The sequence below is a fragment of the Allosphingosinicella indica genome (genome assembly GCF_900177405.1).
GTDB classification, from domain to species: domain Bacteria; phylum Pseudomonadota; class Alphaproteobacteria; order Sphingomonadales; family Sphingomonadaceae; genus Allosphingosinicella; species Allosphingosinicella indica.
In genome coordinates this window covers 1,115,666-1,135,952 of sequence record NZ_LT840185.1, presented here as the reverse complement: position 1 = coordinate 1,135,952, position 20,287 = coordinate 1,115,666, and the positions used below count along the sequence as shown (strand labels likewise).

At 66.0% G+C, this 20,287-nt stretch carries 23 protein-coding genes; 13 read left to right on the top strand and 10 right to left on the bottom strand.

Features of this window, described 5'->3' with window-relative positions:
- The first annotated feature begins 269 nt into the window (after positions 1-269).
- The 4 genes from B9N75_RS05595 (at position 270) to holA (ending at position 4,832) form a co-directional block, all read left to right on the top strand.
- On the top strand, positions 270-704 hold the full coding sequence (locus B9N75_RS05595; RefSeq protein WP_085217904.1) for a DUF3576 domain-containing protein: 435 nt from the start codon (positions 270-272) through the stop codon (positions 702-704).
- A 14-nt stretch (positions 705-718) separates the two neighbouring features.
- A complete protein-coding gene (gene leuS, locus B9N75_RS05590) occupies positions 719-3,220 on the top strand; it encodes a leucine--tRNA ligase (protein ID WP_085217903.1) in 2,502 nt (833 codons plus the stop codon).
- 95 nt (positions 3,221-3,315) lie between these two features.
- Entirely contained in the window at positions 3,316-3,813 is a 498-nt protein-coding gene (gene lptE, locus B9N75_RS05585; RefSeq protein ID WP_244552448.1) for an LPS assembly lipoprotein LptE, read from the top strand.
- The gene (holA, locus tag B9N75_RS05580; protein WP_085217901.1) at positions 3,810-4,832 is read left to right on the top strand and encodes a DNA polymerase III subunit delta; all 1,023 of its coding nucleotides are present in this window, start codon (positions 3,810-3,812) and stop codon (positions 4,830-4,832) included. Before lptE ends, holA begins: the two co-directional genes overlap by 4 nt.
- Here holA and B9N75_RS05575 read toward each other — a convergent pair.
- From B9N75_RS05575 to hemE, 10 genes are all read right to left on the bottom strand, one after another.
- Positions 4,829-5,710 (bottom strand): ParB/RepB/Spo0J family partition protein, encoded by an 882-nt coding sequence (locus B9N75_RS05575; protein ID WP_085217900.1) that lies wholly within the window; start codon positions 5,708-5,710, stop codon positions 4,829-4,831. The genes holA and B9N75_RS05575 overlap by 4 nt on opposite strands.
- Positions 5,707-6,483, bottom strand: coding sequence for a ParA family protein (locus B9N75_RS05570; protein WP_085217899.1), 777 nt, complete (start codon positions 6,481-6,483; stop codon positions 5,707-5,709). The genes B9N75_RS05575 and B9N75_RS05570 overlap by 4 nt, the downstream gene beginning before the upstream one ends.
- Before the next feature lie 20 nt (positions 6,484-6,503).
- A complete protein-coding gene (locus tag B9N75_RS05565; protein WP_085217898.1) occupies positions 6,504-7,133 on the bottom strand; it encodes a 16S rRNA (guanine(527)-N(7))-methyltransferase RsmG in 630 nt (209 codons plus the stop codon).
- On the bottom strand, positions 7,130-8,974 hold the full coding sequence (gene mnmG / locus B9N75_RS05560) for a tRNA uridine-5-carboxymethylaminomethyl(34) synthesis enzyme MnmG (protein ID WP_085217897.1): 1,845 nt from the start codon (positions 8,972-8,974) through the stop codon (positions 7,130-7,132). Before mnmG ends, B9N75_RS05565 begins: the two co-directional genes overlap by 4 nt.
- Before the next feature lie 55 nt (positions 8,975-9,029).
- Positions 9,030-10,352, bottom strand: coding sequence for a tRNA uridine-5-carboxymethylaminomethyl(34) synthesis GTPase MnmE (gene mnmE / locus B9N75_RS05555; protein WP_244552447.1), 1,323 nt, complete (start codon positions 10,350-10,352; stop codon positions 9,030-9,032).
- A complete protein-coding gene (locus B9N75_RS05550) occupies positions 10,313-10,543 on the bottom strand; it encodes a DUF6489 family protein (RefSeq protein WP_085217895.1) in 231 nt (76 codons plus the stop codon). Before B9N75_RS05550 ends, mnmE begins: the two co-directional genes overlap by 40 nt.
- A 176-nt stretch (positions 10,544-10,719) precedes the next feature.
- The gene (locus B9N75_RS05545; protein WP_085217894.1) at positions 10,720-11,403 is read right to left on the bottom strand and encodes a TerC family protein; all 684 of its coding nucleotides are present in this window, start codon (positions 11,401-11,403) and stop codon (positions 10,720-10,722) included.
- Positions 11,404-11,426: 23 nt separating this feature from the next.
- Positions 11,427-12,683: a transcription termination factor Rho gene (gene rho, locus B9N75_RS05540; RefSeq protein ID WP_085217893.1), complete on the bottom strand. Its 1,257-nt coding sequence runs from the start codon at positions 12,681-12,683 to the stop codon at positions 11,427-11,429.
- A gap of 156 nt (positions 12,684-12,839) precedes the next feature.
- A complete protein-coding gene (locus tag B9N75_RS05535) occupies positions 12,840-13,292 on the bottom strand; it encodes a CopD family protein (protein ID WP_085219426.1) in 453 nt (150 codons plus the stop codon).
- Positions 13,292-14,332, bottom strand: coding sequence for a uroporphyrinogen decarboxylase (gene hemE / locus B9N75_RS05530; protein ID WP_085217892.1), 1,041 nt, complete (start codon positions 14,330-14,332; stop codon positions 13,292-13,294). The genes B9N75_RS05535 and hemE overlap by 1 nt, the downstream gene beginning before the upstream one ends.
- 313 nt (positions 14,333-14,645) lie before the next feature.
- Between hemE and B9N75_RS05525 the strand changes: the two genes are divergently transcribed.
- The 9 genes from B9N75_RS05525 (at position 14,646) to B9N75_RS14340 (ending at position 20,282) form a co-directional block, all read left to right on the top strand.
- Positions 14,646-15,467 carry a pyruvate, water dikinase regulatory protein gene (locus tag B9N75_RS05525; RefSeq protein ID WP_085217891.1) on the top strand — a complete coding sequence of 274 codons (822 nt, stop codon included), beginning with the start codon at positions 14,646-14,648 and terminating at the stop codon, positions 15,465-15,467.
- On the top strand, positions 15,464-16,057 hold the full coding sequence (locus B9N75_RS05520; RefSeq protein WP_085217890.1) for a Maf family protein: 594 nt from the start codon (positions 15,464-15,466) through the stop codon (positions 16,055-16,057). The genes B9N75_RS05525 and B9N75_RS05520 overlap by 4 nt, the downstream gene beginning before the upstream one ends.
- The gene (coaE, locus tag B9N75_RS05515) at positions 16,054-16,665 is read left to right on the top strand and encodes a dephospho-CoA kinase (protein ID WP_085217889.1); all 612 of its coding nucleotides are present in this window, start codon (positions 16,054-16,056) and stop codon (positions 16,663-16,665) included. The genes B9N75_RS05520 and coaE overlap by 4 nt, the downstream gene beginning before the upstream one ends.
- 84 nt (positions 16,666-16,749) lie before the next feature.
- Entirely contained in the window at positions 16,750-17,448 is a 699-nt protein-coding gene (gene dnaQ, locus B9N75_RS05510; RefSeq protein WP_085217888.1) for a DNA polymerase III subunit epsilon, read from the top strand.
- A gap of 51 nt (positions 17,449-17,499) precedes the next feature.
- Positions 17,500-18,075, top strand: a complete 576-nt coding sequence (gene hpf / locus B9N75_RS05505) for a ribosome hibernation-promoting factor, HPF/YfiA family (RefSeq protein ID WP_085219425.1) — start codon at positions 17,500-17,502, stop codon at positions 18,073-18,075.
- A 66-nt stretch (positions 18,076-18,141) separates the two neighbouring features.
- On the top strand, positions 18,142-18,609 hold the full coding sequence (locus B9N75_RS05500; protein WP_085217887.1) for a PTS sugar transporter subunit IIA: 468 nt from the start codon (positions 18,142-18,144) through the stop codon (positions 18,607-18,609).
- Complete coding sequence (locus B9N75_RS05495; RefSeq protein WP_085217886.1) at positions 18,599-19,066, top strand: PaaI family thioesterase; 468 nt, start codon at positions 18,599-18,601, stop codon at positions 19,064-19,066. Before B9N75_RS05500 ends, B9N75_RS05495 begins: the two co-directional genes overlap by 11 nt.
- Positions 19,063-19,401, top strand: coding sequence for a DUF1491 family protein (locus B9N75_RS05490; protein WP_085217885.1), 339 nt, complete (start codon positions 19,063-19,065; stop codon positions 19,399-19,401). Before B9N75_RS05495 ends, B9N75_RS05490 begins: the two co-directional genes overlap by 4 nt.
- Before the next feature lie 167 nt (positions 19,402-19,568).
- Complete coding sequence (locus B9N75_RS14340) at positions 19,569-20,282, top strand: cell wall hydrolase (protein WP_244552446.1); 714 nt, start codon at positions 19,569-19,571, stop codon at positions 20,280-20,282.
- Positions 20,283-20,287 lie beyond the last annotated feature (5 nt).

The following is a 20,287-nucleotide window of genomic DNA, read 5'->3' as shown; positions in this document are numbered from 1 at the left end:
CGATACGGCTCTAATACGACTCCATACGCCCGGCCAGCGCTTCGGGTCCGTTAACCGGGATTCGCTTTCACGCTGTTGCATCTTTCCCACAACCTGTGGCCCCGAACCCCGATATGTTCACCATGACAGCGGCAGATTGATACAGGATGAAGCGGCGAGGGTGCCGCGATTTGCGACGAAGCCCGCGCTGCCGAGTCGCAGAGACGGCTTGCCGCCTGCGCGGTGATAACTTAACGCCTCCCTGTCTCAGTTTTTCGAGGAAATGCTTCATGGTTCGCGCCGCCGCCCTTGGCCTCGCCGCCGTCTGCCTAATCGCGCTGCCCGCCTGTGCCAATCGCAACAAGCAGGCGCCGCGCCAGGTTGCGGCCTCGCAGGTGACGCAGATCGGCGTCAATTCCTACCTGTGGCGCGCCGCTCTCGACACGCTGTCGTTCGCGCCGATGGGTCAGGTCGATTCCAACGGCGGCGTGATCGTCACCGATTGGTACACCAACCCCGAATCGCCCAACGAGCGCGCCAAGGTGACCGTCACCATCCTCGATCGCGACCTGCGCGCCGATGCACTGCGCGTCGCCGCCTCGCGCCAGGTGCTGCAGAACGGGCAGTGGATCGAGGCGCCCGTCGCCGCGGCCACCGTGCAGAAGCTGGAAGAGATCATCCTGACCAAGGCCCGCGACCTGCGCCGTAGCGCCGTCGCCGGCTAAGCCCGGAGCAAAGCGTGGCGAACAGCCGCTTCAATCCGCTCGAGGCCGACGCGCGCTGGCAGCGGACGTGGGAAGAGCGCGGCTCGTTCCACGCCGATGACGCGAGCGGGAAGCCCAAGAGCTATGTGCTGGAGATGTTCCCCTATCCATCGGGGCGCATCCACATGGGGCACGTCCGCAACTACACGATGGGCGACGTGCTGGCGCGCTATCGCCGGATGAAAGGTTTCGAAGTGCTCCACCCGATGGGGTGGGACGCCTTCGGCATGCCGGCCGAGAATGCGGCGATGGAGAAGAAGGTCCATCCGGGCGAATGGACCTGGGCGAACATCGCGACGATGCGTGCGCAACTGAAGCGTCTCGGCTTCGCGCTCGACTGGAGCCGCGAACTCGCGACCTGCGACCCCGCTTATTACGGGCACGAGCAGGCGCTGTTCCTCGATCTGCTCGACGCCGGCCTCGTCTACCGCAAGGAGAGCGAGGTCAATTGGGACCCGGTCGACATGACCGTGCTCGCCAACGAACAGGTGATCGACGGCCGCGGCTGGCGGTCGGGCGCGCTGGTCGAGCGACGCAAGCTCAGCCAGTGGTTCCTCAAGATCACAGACTTCGCCGAGGAGCTGCTCGACGGGCTCGGCACGCTCGATCAATGGCCCGACAAGGTCCGGCTGATGCAGGAAAACTGGATCGGCAAGAGCCGCGGCATGCGCTTCGGGTTTGCGCTCGCCGGTCGAGGGGATACCGTCGAAGTCTTCACCACGCGGCCCGACACCATCTTCGGCGCGTCGTTCGTTGCGGTATCGCCTGATCATCCGATCGCGCTACAAGTGGCGGAAGGCCGGCCCGATGCGGCGGCGTTCATTGCGCTGTGCAAGCAGGGCGGGACGACCGCGGCGGAGCTGGACACGGCCGAGAAGCTCGGCTTCGACACCGGTCTGAAAGCCGTCCATCCGCTTGATCCCGCATGGGAATTGCCGGTCTACATTGCCAATTTCGTGCTGATGGACTATGGCACCGGCGCGATCTTCGGCGTGCCCGGCCATGACGAGCGCGACCATGAGTTCGCCACCAAATACGGCCTGCCGATCCGCCGCGTCGTCGCGGCTAGCGCAGACGACGCCGGGACGCCGATCGGCGACGCGGCCGAGAGCGCCGGCGGGGTCATCGTCAATTCGCGCTTCCTCGACGGTCTGGATGTCGAGGCCGCCAAGGCCGAGGTGATCCGCCGCGCCGAAGCGGATGGCTGGGGCGAGGGGACGACCGTCTGGCGGCTGCGCGACTGGGGCGTGTCACGCCAGCGCTATTGGGGAACGCCGATCCCGATCGTCCATTGCGACGCCTGCGGCCCGGTGGGCGTGCCCAAGGACCAGCTTCCCGTCACGCTTCCGGAGGACGTCAGCTTCGACGTGCCCGGCAACCCGCTCGATCGGCATGCGAGCTGGAAGCATGTGCCCTGCCCGAAATGCGGCGCAGCGGCGCGGCGGGAGACCGACACGCTCGACACCTTCGTCGATTCCTCCTGGTATTTCATCCGCTTCGCCAGCCAACCGGACGACAAGCCGTTCGACAAGGCGGTCGCGGAAAGCTGGTTGCCGGTGGGACAATATATCGGCGGGGTCGAGCATGCGATCCTTCACCTGCTCTACGCGCGCTTTTGGACGCGCGCGCTGCAACGCATCGGCAAGATCAATGTCGCCGAGCCTTTCGCGGGGCTCTTCACCCAGGGCATGGTGACGCACGAGACCTATCGCGCGCCCGACGGCCGCTGGCTCGCGCCCGACGAGGTTTCGGGCGGCATCGTAACCGCGACCGGCGAGGCGGTGACGCTGGGCCGCGTCGAGAAGATGTCCAAATCTAAGAAGAACACCGTCGATCCCGAGCCGATCGTCGATCAATATGGCGCCGACGCGGTGCGCTGGTTCATGCTCTCCGACAGCCCGCCCGAGCGCGATCTGGCGTGGAGCGAGGAAGGCATCCAGGGAACGTGGCGCTTCGTCCAGCGTCTGTGGCGGATGACCGCTGCGGACCCTCAGACCGACGGCGAGGACAAGGCCCTCGACCGCAAGCTGCATCAGACGATCGCGGCGGTGGGCGAGAATATCGAGGCGCTGGCGTTCAACAAGGCAGTGGCCAACGTCTACGAGCTCGCCAATGCGATCGAGAAGGCGCCGCCGTCGGCCTCGCGCAACGCCGCGGCTCGGACCTTGCTGCTGCTGGTCGCGCCAATGGTGCCGCATCTCGCCGAGGAAGCGTGGGCAGCGCGCGGCGGAGAGGGGTTGATCGCCGATGCTGCCTGGCCCGCCTTCGACGAGGCGCTGTTGGTGGTCGACGAGGTAACGATCGCGGTGCAGGTGAACGGCAAGCTCCGCGACACGCTGACCGCGCCCAAGGGGGCCTCGCGCGAGGCGATCGAGGAAATGGCGCTGGCGTCGGAGAATGTGGTGCGCATCCTCGACGGCAAACCGCCGCGCAAGGTGATCGTGGTGCCCGACCGGCTGGTGAATCTGGTCGCATGACCGAGCCTCACCCCGCCGCGCGGCCTGAGCTCGTTGAAGGCCTGCCTTTGTCTCCAGGCAGAAGGGCAGGGCTTCGACACGCTCAGCCCAGGCGGGTGTGGGGTTTTGCGCTGATCCTGTCCGCGCTCGCACTTTCCGGCTGCACCCTGCGCCCGCTCTATGCCGGCGGCGGGCAGGGCGCGGTGGCGCAGACCCTCGGCACGGTGACCGTGGCCCCGATCGCCGGCCGTGCCGGCTGGCTCGTCCGCACCGCGCTCGAGGATCGGCTCGGCCAGCGCGAGGGCGAGAGCCCGCGCTATCGGCTGGAGATCGAGCTGGACGACGACATCACCGGCTTCGGCATCCGCCGCGACAGCAGCGTGACGCGCGAACGGCGGACGCTGCGTGCGCGCTATCGCCTTGTCGATGCCGCGGTCGGCACAGTGCTGCTCGACGCGACCGCAGGCTCCGACGCGGGGATCGACGTCGTCGGATCGGAATATGCGACCGTCGCCGCCGAGCAGACCGCGCTCGAGCGGCTCGCCAAGGAAGTGGCCGACCAGATCGTGTCGCGCGTCGCGGTCTATGCGGCGCGAAGCGAAGCGGCGCGGTGAAGGCCAACAAGGCGCAGCTCGACAGCGCGCTGAAGGCGCCGGCCGCGACGCGCTTCTTCCTCTTCTACGGCCCCGACGAAGCGGGATCGCGCGCGCTCGCCAAGCGGATCGGCGCTGTGATGGGGGCGGACGCCGAGCGGATCGACATCGCCGGCACGGAGCTCAAGGCCGATCCAGCGCGACTGGCAGACGAGGCAGCGGCGATCTCGCTGTTCGGCGGCGCGCGATACATCATCGTCGAACCGGCAGGCGAAGAGAGCTTGGCTGCCGTCGAGGCGCTGGCCGAGGCGGCGACCGCGGGCAACCCAGTCGCGCTGGTGGCCGGCGCGCTGCGGCCGACCTCCAAGCTGCTCAAGCTGGCGTTGGCCGAGAAGGGTGCGATCGCCTTCGCCAGCTACGCGCCGGAGGGGCGCGACGCCGACCGGCTGGTCGCCGAGATGGCGAAGGCAGAAGGGCTGGACGCGCGGCCCGACGTCGCCCGGCGCATCGCCGACGGCGCCGGCGGCAACCGCGCATTGATGGCGCAGGAGATCGCCAAGCTCGCCCTTTATCTCGACGCCGCGCCCGACCGGCCCAAGCCGCTCGACCATGACGCGATCGACGCGGTGGGCGTCGGCAGCGAAAGCGGCGATCTCGGCCGCATGGTCGACAGCGTGATGGACGGCGACGCGGCGACCTTGCGCGCAGAGTTCAACCGGCTGGCCAGCGAGGGGATAGAAGGCATCCCGCTGGTCCGCGCGTTGCTCCGGCGGACGAGCCTGCTGGCGCGGCTGCGCGCCGAGGTCGAAAAGGGGCAGGCGCCCGGCGCCGTCATGGCGTCACAGGGCAAGGCGATCTTCTGGAAGGAGAAGGACCGCGTCGCCGGCCAGCTCGTCCGCTGGCGGAGCGACCTGCTCGCCAAGGCGACGAGCCGCCTGGTCGAGGCCGAACGGCTCGCCAAGGCCTCCGGCAGCCCCGGCAGCGTCGCGGTCGACGAGGAATTGTTCGCCATCTGCCGCCAGGCGGCGCGGCTGCGCTAGATCTTCTCGCCGCTCAGCCGCTGGCAGATCATGTCGAGCTGGTCGAGCGACGAATAATGGAGCGCCACGGTGCCGCCGTCGCCCTTATGCGCGATACTGACGTTGAGCCCCAGCATGTCTCCGAGCTGGCGCTGGAGTGCCTCGACATCGGCGCTCGACCCCTTGGTCTCGATCGGCCCGCGCCGTGCCGCGGGGCGGCCGCCCCGCACCAATTTCTCAGTCTCGCGCACGGAAAGATCGCCGCGGATCACTTCCAGGGCCAAGGCCTCGGAATCGTCGGCGCCGATGAGCGCCCGCGCATGGCCCATCGTCAGCCGCCCGGCAACGACATGATCGCGGATGGCCTGGGGAAGGTCCAGCAATCTCAATAGGTTGGCGACATGGCTCCGCGATTTGTGGACGAGCTTGGCCAGCGCCTCCTGGGTGTGGCCATAATCGTCGATCAGCCGCTGATAGGCTTCCGCTTCCTCGATCGCGTTGAGATCCTGGCGCTGGATATTCTCAATGAGCGCCACTTCGAGCGTCGTCGGATCGTCGAACTCGCGGACCAGCACCGGGACTTCATGCAGCCGCGCCTTCTGCGCCGCGCGCCAGCGGCGCTCGCCCGCGACGATCTGGAAGCGGTGCCCGTGCGGCCGGACGACGATCGGCTGGATCAGCCCGCGCGCAGCGATCGACTCGGCAAGCTCGGCGATCGCCTCGTCGCTGAAGCTGCGGCGCGGCTGATCGGGGTTGGGCTCGATGCTGGCGACCGGCATCATCCGCACGCTGTCGCGCCCGCCGCCCGATAGCGGCGCTTCCTGCGACACCTCGCCGAGCAGCGACGACAGGCCGCGGCCGAGTCCGGTGGTCCGTTTGCGGGGCGCCTCGTCGCTCATGCGGCGACCGCCGGCGCGGGTAGCCGTGCGATCAGCTCGCGGGCCAGCGAGATATAGGCTTCCGAGCCTGGGCAGCGGTGATCGTAGATGAGGGCGGGGACGCCGTGGCTCGGCGCTTCGGAGAGGCGTACGTTGCGCGGAATAACCGTGTCGAAGACGACATTGCCGAGGCAGGCGCGCACATCGTCCGCCACCTGCGCCGAAAGATTGTTGCGCCGATCGTACATGGTGAGCGCGACGCCGAGGATCGAGAGATCGGGGTTGAAACGCGCCCGCACCCGCTCGATCGTTTGAAGGAGCTGGCTCAGCCCCTCGAGCGCGAAGAATTCCGCCTGGAGCGGCACCAGCACCGAATCGGCGGCGACGAGCGCGTTGACGGTGAGCAGGCCGAGCGACGGCGGACAGTCGATCAAGCACACGTCCCAGCGGTCGCCTGTAGCGAGGACATGATCGAGCCGATGCGTGCGCGCCTCGCTGCCGACCAGCTCGATCTCGACGCCGGACAGATCGACCGTCGCGGGCACGAGATCGAGCCGCGGCACGCGCGTTGCCACGACCGCCTCGCCCAGCGCGCATTCTCGAGTGAGCAGATCGTAGCTGGAACGGTCGCGTTCGGCATGCGACACGCCAAGGCCGGTGGAAGCATTGCCCTGGGGATCGAGGTCGATCAGCAGGGTGCGCTGCCCTGTCGCGGCGAGCGCGGTGGCTAGATTGATCGACGTGGTGGTCTTTCCCACTCCGCCCTTCTGGTTGGCGACTGCGATGCGGATCATTTCCGGTGTCTCAGCTCCTGTTACCGTCCCCGGCGGCGCCGGACCCCGGTGGCAACGACGATGCGCGCTTCGGGATCGGTGAGGCTTGGCTCGAGACGGAAGTCACCCTGCCACGAAGCCTTGGCGGCTTCCAGTTCGGATGCAGCGCTCCGCCCTTTTGGCAGCACCCAATGTGTCTCTTCGGTCGCGAAGCGGGATCCGGAGACGAATAATTTGTCGAGCGATGTCACCGCGCGGGCGCTGATGACGGCAAACGGCGACGCCGGGATCGTATCGATATTGCCCAGGACAACGAATGCCCGGCCGGCAAGCCCTGTCTCGGCAACGACGCGATTGAGGAAATCTACCCGCAGCCGCCGCTGCTCCACCATGACCGTTTTTGTGCGACGCAACATCGCAACAACCAGGCCCGGAAAGCCTGCGCCACTGCCTATGTCGAGCCAATCACCGCCTGGCGGCGCGAACGCGGAAAGTTGGGCCGAATCAACGATATGGCGATTCCATATCTGTGGCAGCGACGCTGGAGAGACCAAGTTCTGAACCGCGTTTTCACGTGAGACAAGGTCGGCATAGGTATTCAGGCGCTCCATTGTTTCACGTGAAACACCGAGACCATCGATCAGAAACTGCCGCGCGTCGTCTTCGGTCATGCTGCGCGCCGACGTGCTTGGACGAGGATCGCTGCCAGCGCCGCAGGCGTAATGCCGCGGATCCGCGAAGCCGCACCCAACGTGGATGGACGCGCGGCATCGAGCCTTTCGATCATCTCATTCGAAAGTCCGGCGATGGCCGCATAGTCGATATCGACGGGCAGCTTGACCGCATTATCGGCGCGCAATCTCGCAATCTCGACCGCCTGCCGGGCAACGTAGGGCGCATAGCGATGGTCCTCGATCGCCTCGGACAGCAGATCACTCGCGCAATCGCTAAGAGAGGCGTCGAGCCTTCTCACCGTCGGCTCTGTCACGTTGGGGAAACGCAACCATTCAGTGAGTGAGCGAACTTTGCCATCGTCGACCACCTCGGCACCGGCCGAACGCATTTCAGATGGCGCATATTGTTCCGCCAAATGCCTTTCTATGACAGCCAGTGCCTTGGTGCGCCGCTCGAAATGCTCGCGACGCGCGCGTCCGGCGAGCCCATGCGCAAGAGCGAGGGGGGTGAGCCGCGCGTCTGCGTTGTCGGCGCGCAGGCGGAGGCGATACTCGGCGCGCGCCGTCAGCATGCGGTACGGCTCGGTAACGCCCTGCAGAACGAGGTCGTCGATCATCACCCCGAGATAGGAATCGGCGCGATCGAACAGGATCGGTGACGCATTGCCAGCCGAAGCAGCAGCATTGGCGCCCGCAACCAGACCTTGCGCGGCCGCTTCCTCATAGCCGGTGGTACCGTTGATCTGCCCTGCGAGATAAAGCCCTTCAACGTCCCGCACGGCTAGCGTCGGCTCGAGGATGCGCGGATCGACATAGTCATACTCCACCGCGTAACCGGCTTGCAGGATCTCCACCTGTTCGAGACCAGGAATCGTGCGCAGCATCACCAATTGGACGTCTTCGGGCAGCGAGGTGGAAATGCCGTTGGGGTAGATCGCCGGATCGTCGAGGCCCTCTGGCTCGAGAAAGATCTGATGCCCGTCGCGATCGCCGAAGCGATGGACCTTATCCTCGATCGACGGGCAATAGCGCGGCCCCACACCGCTAATCTCGCCGGCGAACAGGGGAGAGCGATCGAGATTCGCCCGGATGATATCGTGCGTAGCGATCGTCGTCCGGGTAATCGCACAGAAGACCGATGGTGCCTCCCGACGGTCGGTCATTGCAGACATCGTCCAACTGCCGGCGTCGGACGGCTGGCGTTCCAGCACAGCCCAGTCGACTGTACGACCGTCCAGTCGCGGGGGCGTGCCGGTCTTTAGGCGTGCCAGTGGAAGCGACAATGCGCGGAGCTGGTCCGCCATCGCCTTCGCCGCCCGCTCGCCGACGCGACCCCCGATTGTGGCGGACATGCCGAAATGGAGCTTCGCACCGAGAAATGTCCCTGTCGCCAGCACCACTGCCGCCGACGTGATTGCGCGGCCGTCGGCTAGCACCACGCCGCCGACGGTCCGCCCGCTCAGAATGAGCGAAGCCGCTTCGCCCTCGACAACGTCGATTAGCGGCTGCCCAGCAACTGCCGATTGAACGGCAGTCCGAAAGCGCTTGCGGTCAGCCTGGATCCGGGGCCCGCGCACCGCAGCGCCTTTGCTGGCGTTGAGCATGCGGTGGTGAATCGCAGCATGATCGGCAGCCCGGGCAATCACGCCGTCGAGCGCGTCGACTTCGCGCACGAGATGGCCTTTGCCGATCCCGCCGATTGCTGGGTTGCAGGACATCGCACCGATAGCGGCGCGGTCGAACGTTACCAGCGCCGTTCGCGCACCCATACGCGCTGCTGCGCAAGCTGCCTCTACGCCGGAATGGCCACCGCCCACCACGATTACGTCGAATTGCATGATCCGCGCTCTAGTCGACCCAGCGCAAAGCGTCACCCTGTTCCACGTGGAACAATCATTTTCCGATACAGAATCGCCCGAAAAGCGCGTCGAGCATATCTTCGACACCGGCGCGGCCTGTAATGCGGTCCAGCGCATGACGCGCGACTCGCAGCGACTCCGCCGCGAGGATCAGATCATCAGCCTGCGCTTCCTCAAGTGCCGTGCAACAATTTTTCAGCTCAGCGCGGTGTCGCCAATTAATCGCGATGTCTGTTTCGGCTGGAAGGATCGCGCGGGCGTGCTCGGCAATCATTGCGGTCAATGTCGCGAGCCCTGCTCCGGTCAGCGAGGACGTTGCGACATCGGCTTTCAGATCAACGGGAATGACATCGCATCGCGGCGACACTGTGACCAGCGAAGGATGGTCCGGCCGGTCAGATATGTTTCCGAGCCAGAGGACGATATCGGCGGCAGCGACGCGACCCTTGGCGCGCGCAATCCCCATCTCTTCGATCGGATCATCGCTGTCACCCCGGAGCCCCGCGGTATCGGCAAACAAGAAGGGGATGCCGTCGATCGCAACCGGCGCCTCAATCACATCACGGGTCGTGCCAGCGATGGGCGAGATAATCGCCGCCTCGCGGCCGATCAGCGCATTGAGGAGGCTGGACTTGCCGGCATTGGGTGGGCCGGCGATCACCACCCTAACGCCATCGCGCAATCGCTCGGCATCGGGCCGCGCAAGCGTTGCAGCGATCTCGCCGTGCAGCGAGCGCAGCAGATTGTGCCAGCCGGCCCCGACGGGGATGACGTCCCCCTCGTCGGCGAAGTCGATCGCCGCCTCGAGTTCCGCAGCGAGTTTGAGCACTTGCTCCTGCCAGTCTGCAATCCGGCGGCTGAGCGCACCGCCCGCAAGCGTCAGGGCAGCACGCCTCTGGCTTTCGGTCTCGGCAGCAAGCAGATCGGCAAGGCCCTCGGCCTCTGCCAGATCGATCCGGCCATTCTCATAGGCGCGGCGCGTGAATTCGCCCGGCTCAGCCGCGCGCAGGCCGGGGAGCTCGGTCAAAGCGGCGTTGACCGCGGCGACCACCGATCGCCCGCCATGGAGATGCAGCTCGGCGGCATCTTCCCCGGTGGCGTTGTCGGGGCCGGGAAGCCATAATATCAACGCATTATCAAGGACTTGTCCGTCCCGCGCAAACAGCGTCGAGAAGGTGGCGCGGCGCGGCGCGGGCACCTTTCCGGCAAGCGCGGACACGGCAGCCTGCGCGCGCGGCCCGCTGATCCTTATGACGGCGATGGCAGCAGGCGGCTGGCCCGACGAGAGCGCAAAGATCGTGTCGCGCGAAACGCCGCTCACGTCTTGCCGGCCATCCCGCTCATCATCTGCTGCCACATCTTCATGCCGGCTTCGCTCATCGGACCCCACTGCTTGACCATGTCAAGCATCCCTTCCGCGGTGAGGCCATCGGCGACCATCTTCTGCATCTTCTGGACATAGGCGTCGTGGACCGGCGTCAGATCGGGAAGCCCCATGAACCGCCGCGCCTCTTCCGGCGTGCAATCGACGTCGACGCTGATCTTCATGGCCATTCTCCCGTGCCCCCGCGCACCCTGGGCGCCGTGCCGCCACCTATGTCCAGCTTCGCTGCCAGGAGCGCAAGAGCCGGGCCCTAGTGTACCCACGGCCGCCTCACGCGCCAGCGGTCCACCTCGACGCCTAGCTAGCCGCCAGGCCGGAGGCCGGAGCCCGACGGCTCCGCTCAGAAGCCGATCAGCGTGCCGATACCGACGTTGGGATCGACGAAGCCGTCGAAGATCATCTTGCCGGCGACGTAGAGGATAACGGCGAGGCCGATCCACGCGATCCAGCGATAACGCTCGATATAGCGGGCGATGAAGTTGGCGGCGACGCCCATCAGCGCCACCGACAGCAGCAGGCCGATGATGAGGATGCCAGGATGCTCGCGTGCCGCGCCGGCGACCGCGAGGACATTGTCCAGGCTCATCGAAACGTCCGCCACCGCAACCGCCCAGGCGGCGCCCGCGAAGGTCTTCGCGGGTTTGATGTTGGCGCTCTCGTCGCCATGCACTTCCGGCGATCCGCCGATCCCCGCGCCAGCCGGCCGCAGTTCGCGATACATCTTCCAGGAAACCCAGAGCAGGAGCAGGCCGCCGGCAAAGATCAGCCCCACGATCTGCATGAGCTGGGTCACCACCAGCGCGAAAGCTATGCGCAGGACGAGCGCGGCCATGATGCCGATTAGGATGACCTTCTTGCGCTGGTCCGCGGGAAGACCCGCCGCCAGCGCGCCGATCACGATCGCATTGTCGCCCGCGAGGACGATATCGATCAGCAAAACCTGCCCGAACGCCCACCAAGCGGCGGGCGAACCGGCGAACAGCGTGCCCATGTCGCTGACAATATGGTTCCACATCTCGAGCATCGCGTATCGGCCCCTTCAGGCGCTTACTGGTTCATCGAGGCGAAGAAATCCTCGTTGGACTTCGCATCCTTCATCTTATCGAGCAGGAACTGCATCGCGTCCACCGTGCCCATCTGCATGAGGATGCGGCGGAGCACCCACATCTTCGAGAGCGTGGCCTGATCGACGAGCAGTTCTTCCTTGCGGGTGCCGGACTTGCCAACATCGAGCGACGGGAAGATGCGCTTGTCGGAGACCTTGCGGTCGAGCACGATCTCGGAATTACCCGTGCCCTTGAACTCCTCGAAGATCACCTCGTCCATCTTCGATCCGGTGTCGATGAGCGCGGTGGCGATGATCGAGAGCGAGCCGCCTTCCTCGATGTTACGCGCGGCGCCGAAGAAGCGCTTCGGCCGCTGCAGCGCGTTTGCGTCGACGCCGCCGGTCAGCACCTTGCCGGAGGACGGCACGACGGTGTTGTAGGCGCGGCCGAGGCGGGTGATCGAATCGAGCAGGATAACCACATCCTTCTTGTGCTCGACGAGTCGCTTGGCCTTTTCGATCACCATCTCGGCAACCTGGACGTGGCGCTGCGCCGGTTCGTCGAAGGTCGAGGAGATGACCTCGCCGTTCACGCTGCGCTGCATGTCGGTGACTTCCTCCGGCCGCTCGTCGATGAGCAGCACGATCAGGAACACCTCGGGGTGATTGTCGGTGATCGCGCGCGCGATGTTCTGGAGCAGCACGGTCTTGCCGGTACGCGGCGGCGCGACGATCAGCGCGCGCTGGCCCTTGCCCTGCGGGCTGACGATGTCGATCACCCGTGCCGACTTATCCTTGATCGTCGGGTCGAGCGTGTCGAGGCTCAGCTTCTCGTCTGGGTAGAGCGGCGTCAAATTGTCGAAATTGACGCGGTGGCGGACAACGTCGGGATCGTCGTAGTTGACCTGGGTGAGGCGGGTCAGCGCGAAATAGCGCTCGCCGTCCTTCGGGCCGCGGATCTCGCCTTCCACCGTGTCGCCGGTGCGGAGGCCGAACTTGCGGACCTGGTTGGGCGCCACATAGATGTCATCGGGGCCGGCGAGATAATTGGCCTCGGGGCTGCGCAGGAAGCCGAAACCGTCGGGCAGCACCTCGATGGTGCCCATGCCCATGATTTCCTGCCCATTCTCGGCCTGGACCTTGAGGATGGAGAACATCAGCTCCTGCTTGCGCAGCGTCGACGCGCCCTCGATGCCCAGCTCTTCGGCCATGGCCACCAGCTCGGCAGGGGTCTTCTGCTTGAGGTCTTTCAAATGCATTGCGGGTATCTCGAATGAAAAAGTTGGGATCAGTCGTGCCGGGCCGGGAAAGCTGGCGCATCTCTTTGGGATGGGACGGCCCGCGCGGACGGCGGGCAAAACGACTTGCCCCGGGCTTTAGCCCGCCTTCGTTTCAAGTCAACTGCGGAGAGCCGCCTAGAACGGCTTCACGATCACCAGGATGACGATGATCGCGGTGACGACACCGGGGATCTCGTTCATCATCCGGAGCGCCTTGCCGCTCATCGGTCGCTGGCCGGAAGCGAGCTTCTTGCCGTAACCGACCATATAGCCGTGATAGCCGGAGAGGCCGATGACGAGTGCGAGCTTTGCGTGGAACCAGCCCATCGTCCAGGCGCCGGTGATGTAAACGAGCGCGAGGCCGAGCAGCCAGACGAGAATCATCGACGGCGTGATGATGATCGTGCGGAGCTTACGCTCACGCTCGATCCATCGCGCTTCCTCATCGGAGCCCGGCGCGGACTCCTGATGATAGACGTAGAAGCGCGGCAGCATGAACAGTCCCGCGATCCAGAAGATCACGAAGATGAGATGCGCCGCCTTGATCCAGGCGTAGGTCAAGGTGAGGGCCGTCTGAAGATCATTGATCAAGCCCGGTCTCCACCGCCGCGGACCAGCCGCAGAAGCTGCTCGACATGCGCTATCGGCGCATCGGGCAGGATGCCGTGGCCCAGATTGAAGATATGCGGTCTTCCCCGGAACGCCGATATGATGCGCGCCACCGCCGATTCAAGCGCCGCGCCGCCGGTGATCAGCGCCAAGGGATCGAGATTACCCTGCACTGGCATGTGCTTGGGCAGCACCGCATCCGCCCATTCCGGGTTCACCGTCTCGTCCACGCCGATCGCATCGATCCCGGTCGCTTCCGCATAAGCGGGGAGCTTGCCGCCGGCACCCTTGGGGAAACCGATCACCGGCACGTCGGGATGCCTTGCTTTCAGCCCGGCGACGATCCGCTGCGTCGGGGCGATCACCCATTGCTCGAACTGCGCGGGACTGAGGCTGCCCGACCAGCTGTCGAACAATTGCACCGCCTCGACCCCGGCACCGATCTGGCCGGAGAGATAGTCGATCGTCATCGCCTCGACCGCGGCGATGATCGCGCCGAAGCCTTCGGGATCGCGATAGGCGAGGCGCCGCGCCTCCGCCTGCTCGCGGCTGCCGCGCCCCGCGACCATATAGGTCGCGACGGTCCAGGGGCTGCCTGCGAACCCCAGAAAGGTGACATTGGGGTCCAGTGCCCGTGCAACCTTATCCACCGTCGCGTAAACCGGCTCCAGGCGCCCTGGGGCGGGCGTCAGGTCGGCAAGCCTCGCTTCGGACAGCGGCGGCGCGAGGCGCGGCCCCTCGCCGGCCTCGAACGTCAGGTCCATGCCGAGCGCGTAGGGTACGATCAGGATGTCGGAGAAGAGGATCGCCCCGTCGAAGCCGAAGCGGCGGAGCGGCTGCAGCGTTACCTCCGCCGCGGCGTCGGGATCGTAGACGAGATCGAGGAAACCGCCCTTGTCGGCCCTCAGCGCACGATATTCAGGAAGGTAGCGCCCGGCCTGACGCATCAGCCAGATTGGCGGAATTGCGCGCTTTTCGCCCTTGAGGACGGCGAGCAGGGGCTTGGTCGGAATGGTCATGGAGGCGTCCGGCTTCCCGCTCTTCTATCCTTAAAGGATTCTTATAATAGGAGTCTGATGTAAGATGTAGGGCGACGGATGCCGGGGTTTATTGCCTGCGCCCGATTTTGCAAACAGCTTGACTCGAAAGAGCCGCACGCAGGCTCCGGGATTCGCACGAACGATCCCCGCTTTCCACAGCTTCGCGCCGGAACTTTTTCGCTGTTCGCCATACTGTGGATCGAATCCGCGGGCTGTGGGCGGCGGCAATGCTTGAAAGCGCGCCCAGGCTTCCGCTAGCGATTCCCACACGCTTTTCCACAGGGGCTTTCCGCTGAGCCAGCTTCACCTTCATCTGCTCTCCGATTCCACCGGCGAAACGCTCGAAGTGGTCGCGAAGGCCTGCCTCGCGCAGTTCGATGGGGTTGAGGCGGTGCGCCACTTCTGGCCGATGGTCCGCTCCGAAGGCCATCTCGATCGCGTGCTCGACGATATCGAGCGGCGGCCGGGGCTGGTGCTGTTCACGCTGGTCAGCCCCCACATACGCCGCGAGCTCGAGCAGAAGTGCCGCAAGCGCAACATCCCCGCGGTTTCGGCGCTCGATCCGGTGATCGATGCGCTGGCGGCAATCACCGGCCAGGCGGCGAAGGCGCGGCCGGGGCGGCAGCATGCGCTGGACGCAGCCTATTTCGCGCGCGTCGACGCGATCCAGTTCACCATCGCGCACGATGACGGCGTGGGGTCGGAAAATTGGGAGGAAGCGGATCTCGTTCTCGCCGGCGTCTCGCGCACGTCGAAGACGCCGACCTCCATCTATCTCGCCAATCGCGGCTTCAAGGTGGCGAACATCCCGCTGGTGCCAGAGGCGCCGCCACCGCCCAATCTGTTCACGGTGAAGCATCCGATGGTCGTCGGCCTCACCACCAATCCGGACCGGCTGATCCAGATCCGCCGCAATCGGCTGCTCGCGCTCAACCAGGTCGAGGAGACCAATTACGTCGATGCGGAGGCGGTGAGCAGCGAGCTCGCCTTCGCGCGGCGGCTGTTCGCCGATCATGGCTGGCCGGTGATCGACGTCACCCGGCGCTCGATCGAGGAAACCGCCTTCGCGATCGTCAAATTATGCGACGAGCGTTCGGAGAAGGGCGCAGCATGAGCCTGCTGCTCGCGTCGAAAAGCGCGGCGCGGCAGGCGATGCTCGCGGCGGCGGGCGTGGAGTTCGTCACCATCGACGCGCCGCTCGACGAGGAAGTGGTCAAGCGGGAGCTACGCGCGGACGGGCTTGACGCTGCGGCGCTCGCGATAGCGCTGGCAGAGCGCAAGGCTATTTCGGCCGACGCGGCGGCGGACGCCTGGGTGCTAGGCGCGGACCAGACGCTCGAACTTGCCGACGGCACGATGCTCGACAAGCCAGCATCGCGCGAGGATGCCAAGGCGCAGCTTCGGCGCATGGCGGGCGAAGCCCATCAGCTCCATTCCGGCGCGGCGCTCGTCCAGGCGGGCGCGGTCCGATGGCGGCACGTCGCAAGCGTCGCGCTGAAGATGCGACCACTGAGCGATGCCTTCCTCGCCGATTATCTCGACCAGGAATATGAGGCGGTGCGCTGGGGCGTCGGCGGCTACCGGATCGAGGGGCCGGGCGCGCAGCTCTTCACCGCGATCGAGGGGAGCCATTTCGTGATTCTCGGCCTGCCGCTGCTACCGCTTTTGGCTGAGCTGCGCGCAATCGGGCTGATGGCGTCATGACGCTGATCCTCGGCCTCACCGGATCGATCGGCATGGGCAAATCGACCGTGGCGGCGATGTTCGCGGACGAGGGTGTGCCGGTGTTCGATGCCGATGCCGAAGTGCACCGGCTGCAAGGCCCGGAGGGTGCGCTTGTCGCCGAGATCGAAGCGCATTTTCCGGGCACCACGAGCGCGGCGGGGGTGAATCGTACGACACTGGCGGAACGTGTGTTGGGTGACGGCGACGCGCTCGGGCGGCTGGAAGCGCTAATCCATCCCGCCGTCGCGCTCGCGCGCGCGGAGTTTCTGGCGGCGCATGAGGCGGCGCCGTTCGTCGTGCTCGACATTCCGCTGCTCTTCGAAAAGGGCGGGTGGGATCAGGTCGACAAGATCGCGGTCGTCTCCGCCCCCGCCGACGTGCAGCGCGTCCGCGTGCTGGCGCGGCCTGGGATGAACGCCGAGAAGTTCGCGCGCATCCTCGCGCTCCAGCTCCCCGACGCCGAAAAGCGCGCGCGCGCAGATTTCGTCATCCCGACAGGAGGATCGCTGGGAGAAACACGGGAAGCCGTTAGCGGAATTGTGCGGACGCTTTCCGTTCCCCGGCGAAAGCCGGGGTCCAGCACGTAAGCTTCACTCGAGACTGGACCCTGGCTTTCGCCGGGGAACAGCGCTGCCCTTGCCTCGCTCGCGCGGCGGTTCCATAACGTCTTCATGCGTGAAATCGTCTTCGATACGGAGACCACCGGACTCAGCCCGCAAGGCGGCGACCGGATGGTGGAAATCGGCTGTGTCGAGATGTTCAACCGCGTCGAAACGGGCCGCACGTTCCACGCTTATTTCAACCCCGGCCGGTCGATGCCCGCGGGTGCGGAGGCGGTGCACGGGCTGAGCGACATCTTCCTTTCCGACAAGCCGCTGTTCGCCGATCAGTGTGAGGCGCTACTCGAATTTTTCGAGGACAGTCCGCTCATCGCGCACAATGCGATGTTCGATTTCGGCTTCCTCAATCACGAGCTCGGCCTGTGCAGCCGCCCGGTCGTCTGCATGACGCGGATGGTCGATACGCTGGTTCTCGCGCGGCAGCGGCATCCCGGCGCGAAGCACAGCCTCGATGCGCTCTGCACCCGCTACGGGATCGACCGGAGCCTGCGCATCAAGCATGGCGCGCTGATCGACGCCCAGCTTCTTGCGCAGGTCTATGTCGAGCTGACCGGCGGCCGGCAGATCGGCCTGTCCCTGGCCGCCGAAGCTCCCGCAGCAGCCGAAGCACCCGCCGATGCGATCATCGTCGCCACCGTCGCCCGCCCGCCGCGACCGCATCGTCCCAGCGACGAGGAACTTCGTCGCCACGCGGCCTTTGTAGCGACGTTGACCGATGCCATATGGGATCGCGTGGAGGGCCGCGGTTGACGCGCCCGCGGGCGGGGGCCTAACCCGCCCGCGTCAGTTATGGAGAATATGATGGATATCCGTGTTTCGGGTCACCAGGTCGATACCGGCGACGCGCTGCGTCAGCATGTCGAGGAGCGGATGACCGGAATCGCGGACAAATATTTCTCCCGCGCCATATCGGCCAACGTCACCTTCGGCCGCGGCCCGCACGAGCATAGCTTCGTCTGCGACATCGTCGCGCATGTCATGCAGGGCGTGATCCTCAAGGCCTCGGCCAATGCCAATGACGCGCACCCGGCGTTCGACGGCGCTGCCGAGAAGATCGAAAAGCAACTTCGCCGCTACATGGACCGGTTGAAGAGCCGCTCTTCGGCGCCCGCGCTGGAGCTGGCCGACATCCCGGCCGATGCGGGCTACACCGTGTTCCGTGCCGACGAGGAGGAAGCGCCGGCGACCGATCATCCGCCGATCATAGCCGAAACGCGCGTCGATATTCCCGACGCCAGCGTCTCCGATGCGGTGATGCTGCTCGATCTCAGGAACACTAACGCCTTGCTGTTCCGCAATTCGGGCAGCGGCAAGTTCAACATGGTCTATCGCCGCGGCGACGGGACGATCGGCTGGGTCGAGCCGCAGCGCGACTGACGCGCGCGCCGCACGGCCGTATCAGCTTCGAGGGATTTGCGGCCGGCGGTCGCAACGACGGTGCTTATGAATGAAGTCGGTGATTTCCTCGCCATCGGTGCGGTCGATGCGGGCCTGTTCGGCGAGAACAAAAAGGCGCTGTTTCAGCACCTCGCCAACGCGGCTGCCGGGCAGACCGGGCTCCCCGCCAAGACGATCCTCGCCGCGCTCAGCGAGCGCGAGCGGCTGGGATCGACAGGCTTCGGCGGCGGCGTCGCGATTCCGCACGGCAAGCTCGCCGATCTGCCAGCGGTGTTCGGCTATTTCGCGCGGCTCGCACAGCCGATTGCCTACGATGCGGTCGATGGCCTGCCGGTTGACCTCGTCTTCCTACTGCTGTCGCCGGTCGATGCCGGTGCCGATCACCTGAAAGCGCTGGCCAGCGTCAGCCGGGCGCTGCGCGATCGCCAGACGGTGGCGAAGCTGCGCGGTGCGCGGTCGAAGGATGCGATCTACGCGCTACTCGCCGGCACCGAATCCGCCGATGCCGCCTGACGCGGGCGATCGCGCCGGCGCAGCGGCCCATTATCGCGCGCTCGAATCGCTTTATGCAGTCGCGCCGATCAACCGGCTCTTCCAGTCGCGCATCGAGATTGCGGAAGAGGGGCTGGCGCGGATCCGCTTCACCATCGACGACAGCGTCAGCCACGCCGCCGGCGCGGCGCACGGCACTATCTATTTCAAGATGATGGACGATGCCGCCTTCTATGCCTGCAACAGCCTGGTCACCGATCGCTTCCTGCTGACCACCGCATTCAACATGATGTTCACCAAGCCGCTGCGCGGTGGCGAGGTCGTCGCCGAAGGCCGCTGGGTGAGCGGCAAGCGCCGCGTGTTCGTCGGCGAGGCGCGGTTGATCGATGCCGAAGGCGAGGAAGCCGCGCGTGGCACCGGCACCTTCATGCGATCGCACATCCCGCTCTCCGGCCTGGCCGGCTATCGCGCCGGATGACTCCGCGCCTGGCGAGCGACGTGCTGGTCCGCGCGTTGCGCGACAAGGCCCAGGCGGAGGGCGGATTCGCGACGGTGTTATCCAAGGGCGATGCGCAGGCGGGCTCGGTTCTGCTCGTCCTCGCCGAGCGCGGCGTACGGCGTTCGGCGATGGAGCGGCTGCTCGATCCCGACGGCAACTATCGCTGGCGGACGGTTGGCGAGGAGGCGGCAAACCCCGAATCGATCGAAAAGTTCCTGTCCAGCAGGCAAAAATTCGATCCCGATTTGTGGATTTTAGAACTGGACATCGCGTCAGCCGAACGGTTCGCCGCTGAAATGACCGCTTTTGATTGACCCCCCGAGCCGCGGCGGGAATGGGCGGCGGGCACTTAGAAGCGGGGGGCCACCCACAACAGCCTGATTTGGCTTGGGGGCCGCGCGAGACGGGAGGCGATCCGCAGCATCGGCGCAAGTCGCGCTGGCGCTGCCTCAGATCGCAGACCGCATAGAATTTGCAGTGAATGTCCAGGAATTTTCGCGTCGCGGGCTTTGCCGCGGCGATTTTGACGCTTGCCGCAGGGGTCGCCTACGCCGATCCGTCGCAAGCCCTCGATACCGATGTCGCGCCGATCACGTCGCGCTACATCGACCACGCTACCGCCACCATCGATGACGCCGCGCCGCAGGTGCAGACGGCCGATGCCGAGCGGATCCTTTCCCACGACGTCGACTTCTCAACGCCCGTCGCGCAGCATGCGGTGGCGGCGATCGGCGGAGACGAGCGCGGCGCGCTCAACGGCGCGAACCCGGGCGGCAAGATGGCCTCGCTCGCATCGCTGGTCGAAGAACATGGCGCGACCGAGCTCGGCAGCGACGATCTCGAATGTCTCGCCGGCGCGGTCTATTTCGAATCGAAGGGCGAGCCCCTGGAAGGCCAGCTCGCCGTCGCCGAAGTGATCATCAATCGCGCAGGCTCGGGGCGTTTCCCCACCTCTTATTGCGGCGTCGTCAAGCAGCGCGGGCAATTCTCGTTCGTCCGCGGCGGCCAGATCCCGTCGATCCCGAAGGCGAGCAATGCCTGGCGCAAGGCCGTGGCGATCGCGCGGATCGCGGAGGACGATCTCGCCGAGAGCGCGGGCGCCGACGCGATGTTCTTCCACGCCCGCTACGTGTCGCCCGGCTGGCGCAACCTGAAGCGCGTCGGGACGATCGGCAACCACATCTTCTACCGCTGAACCAG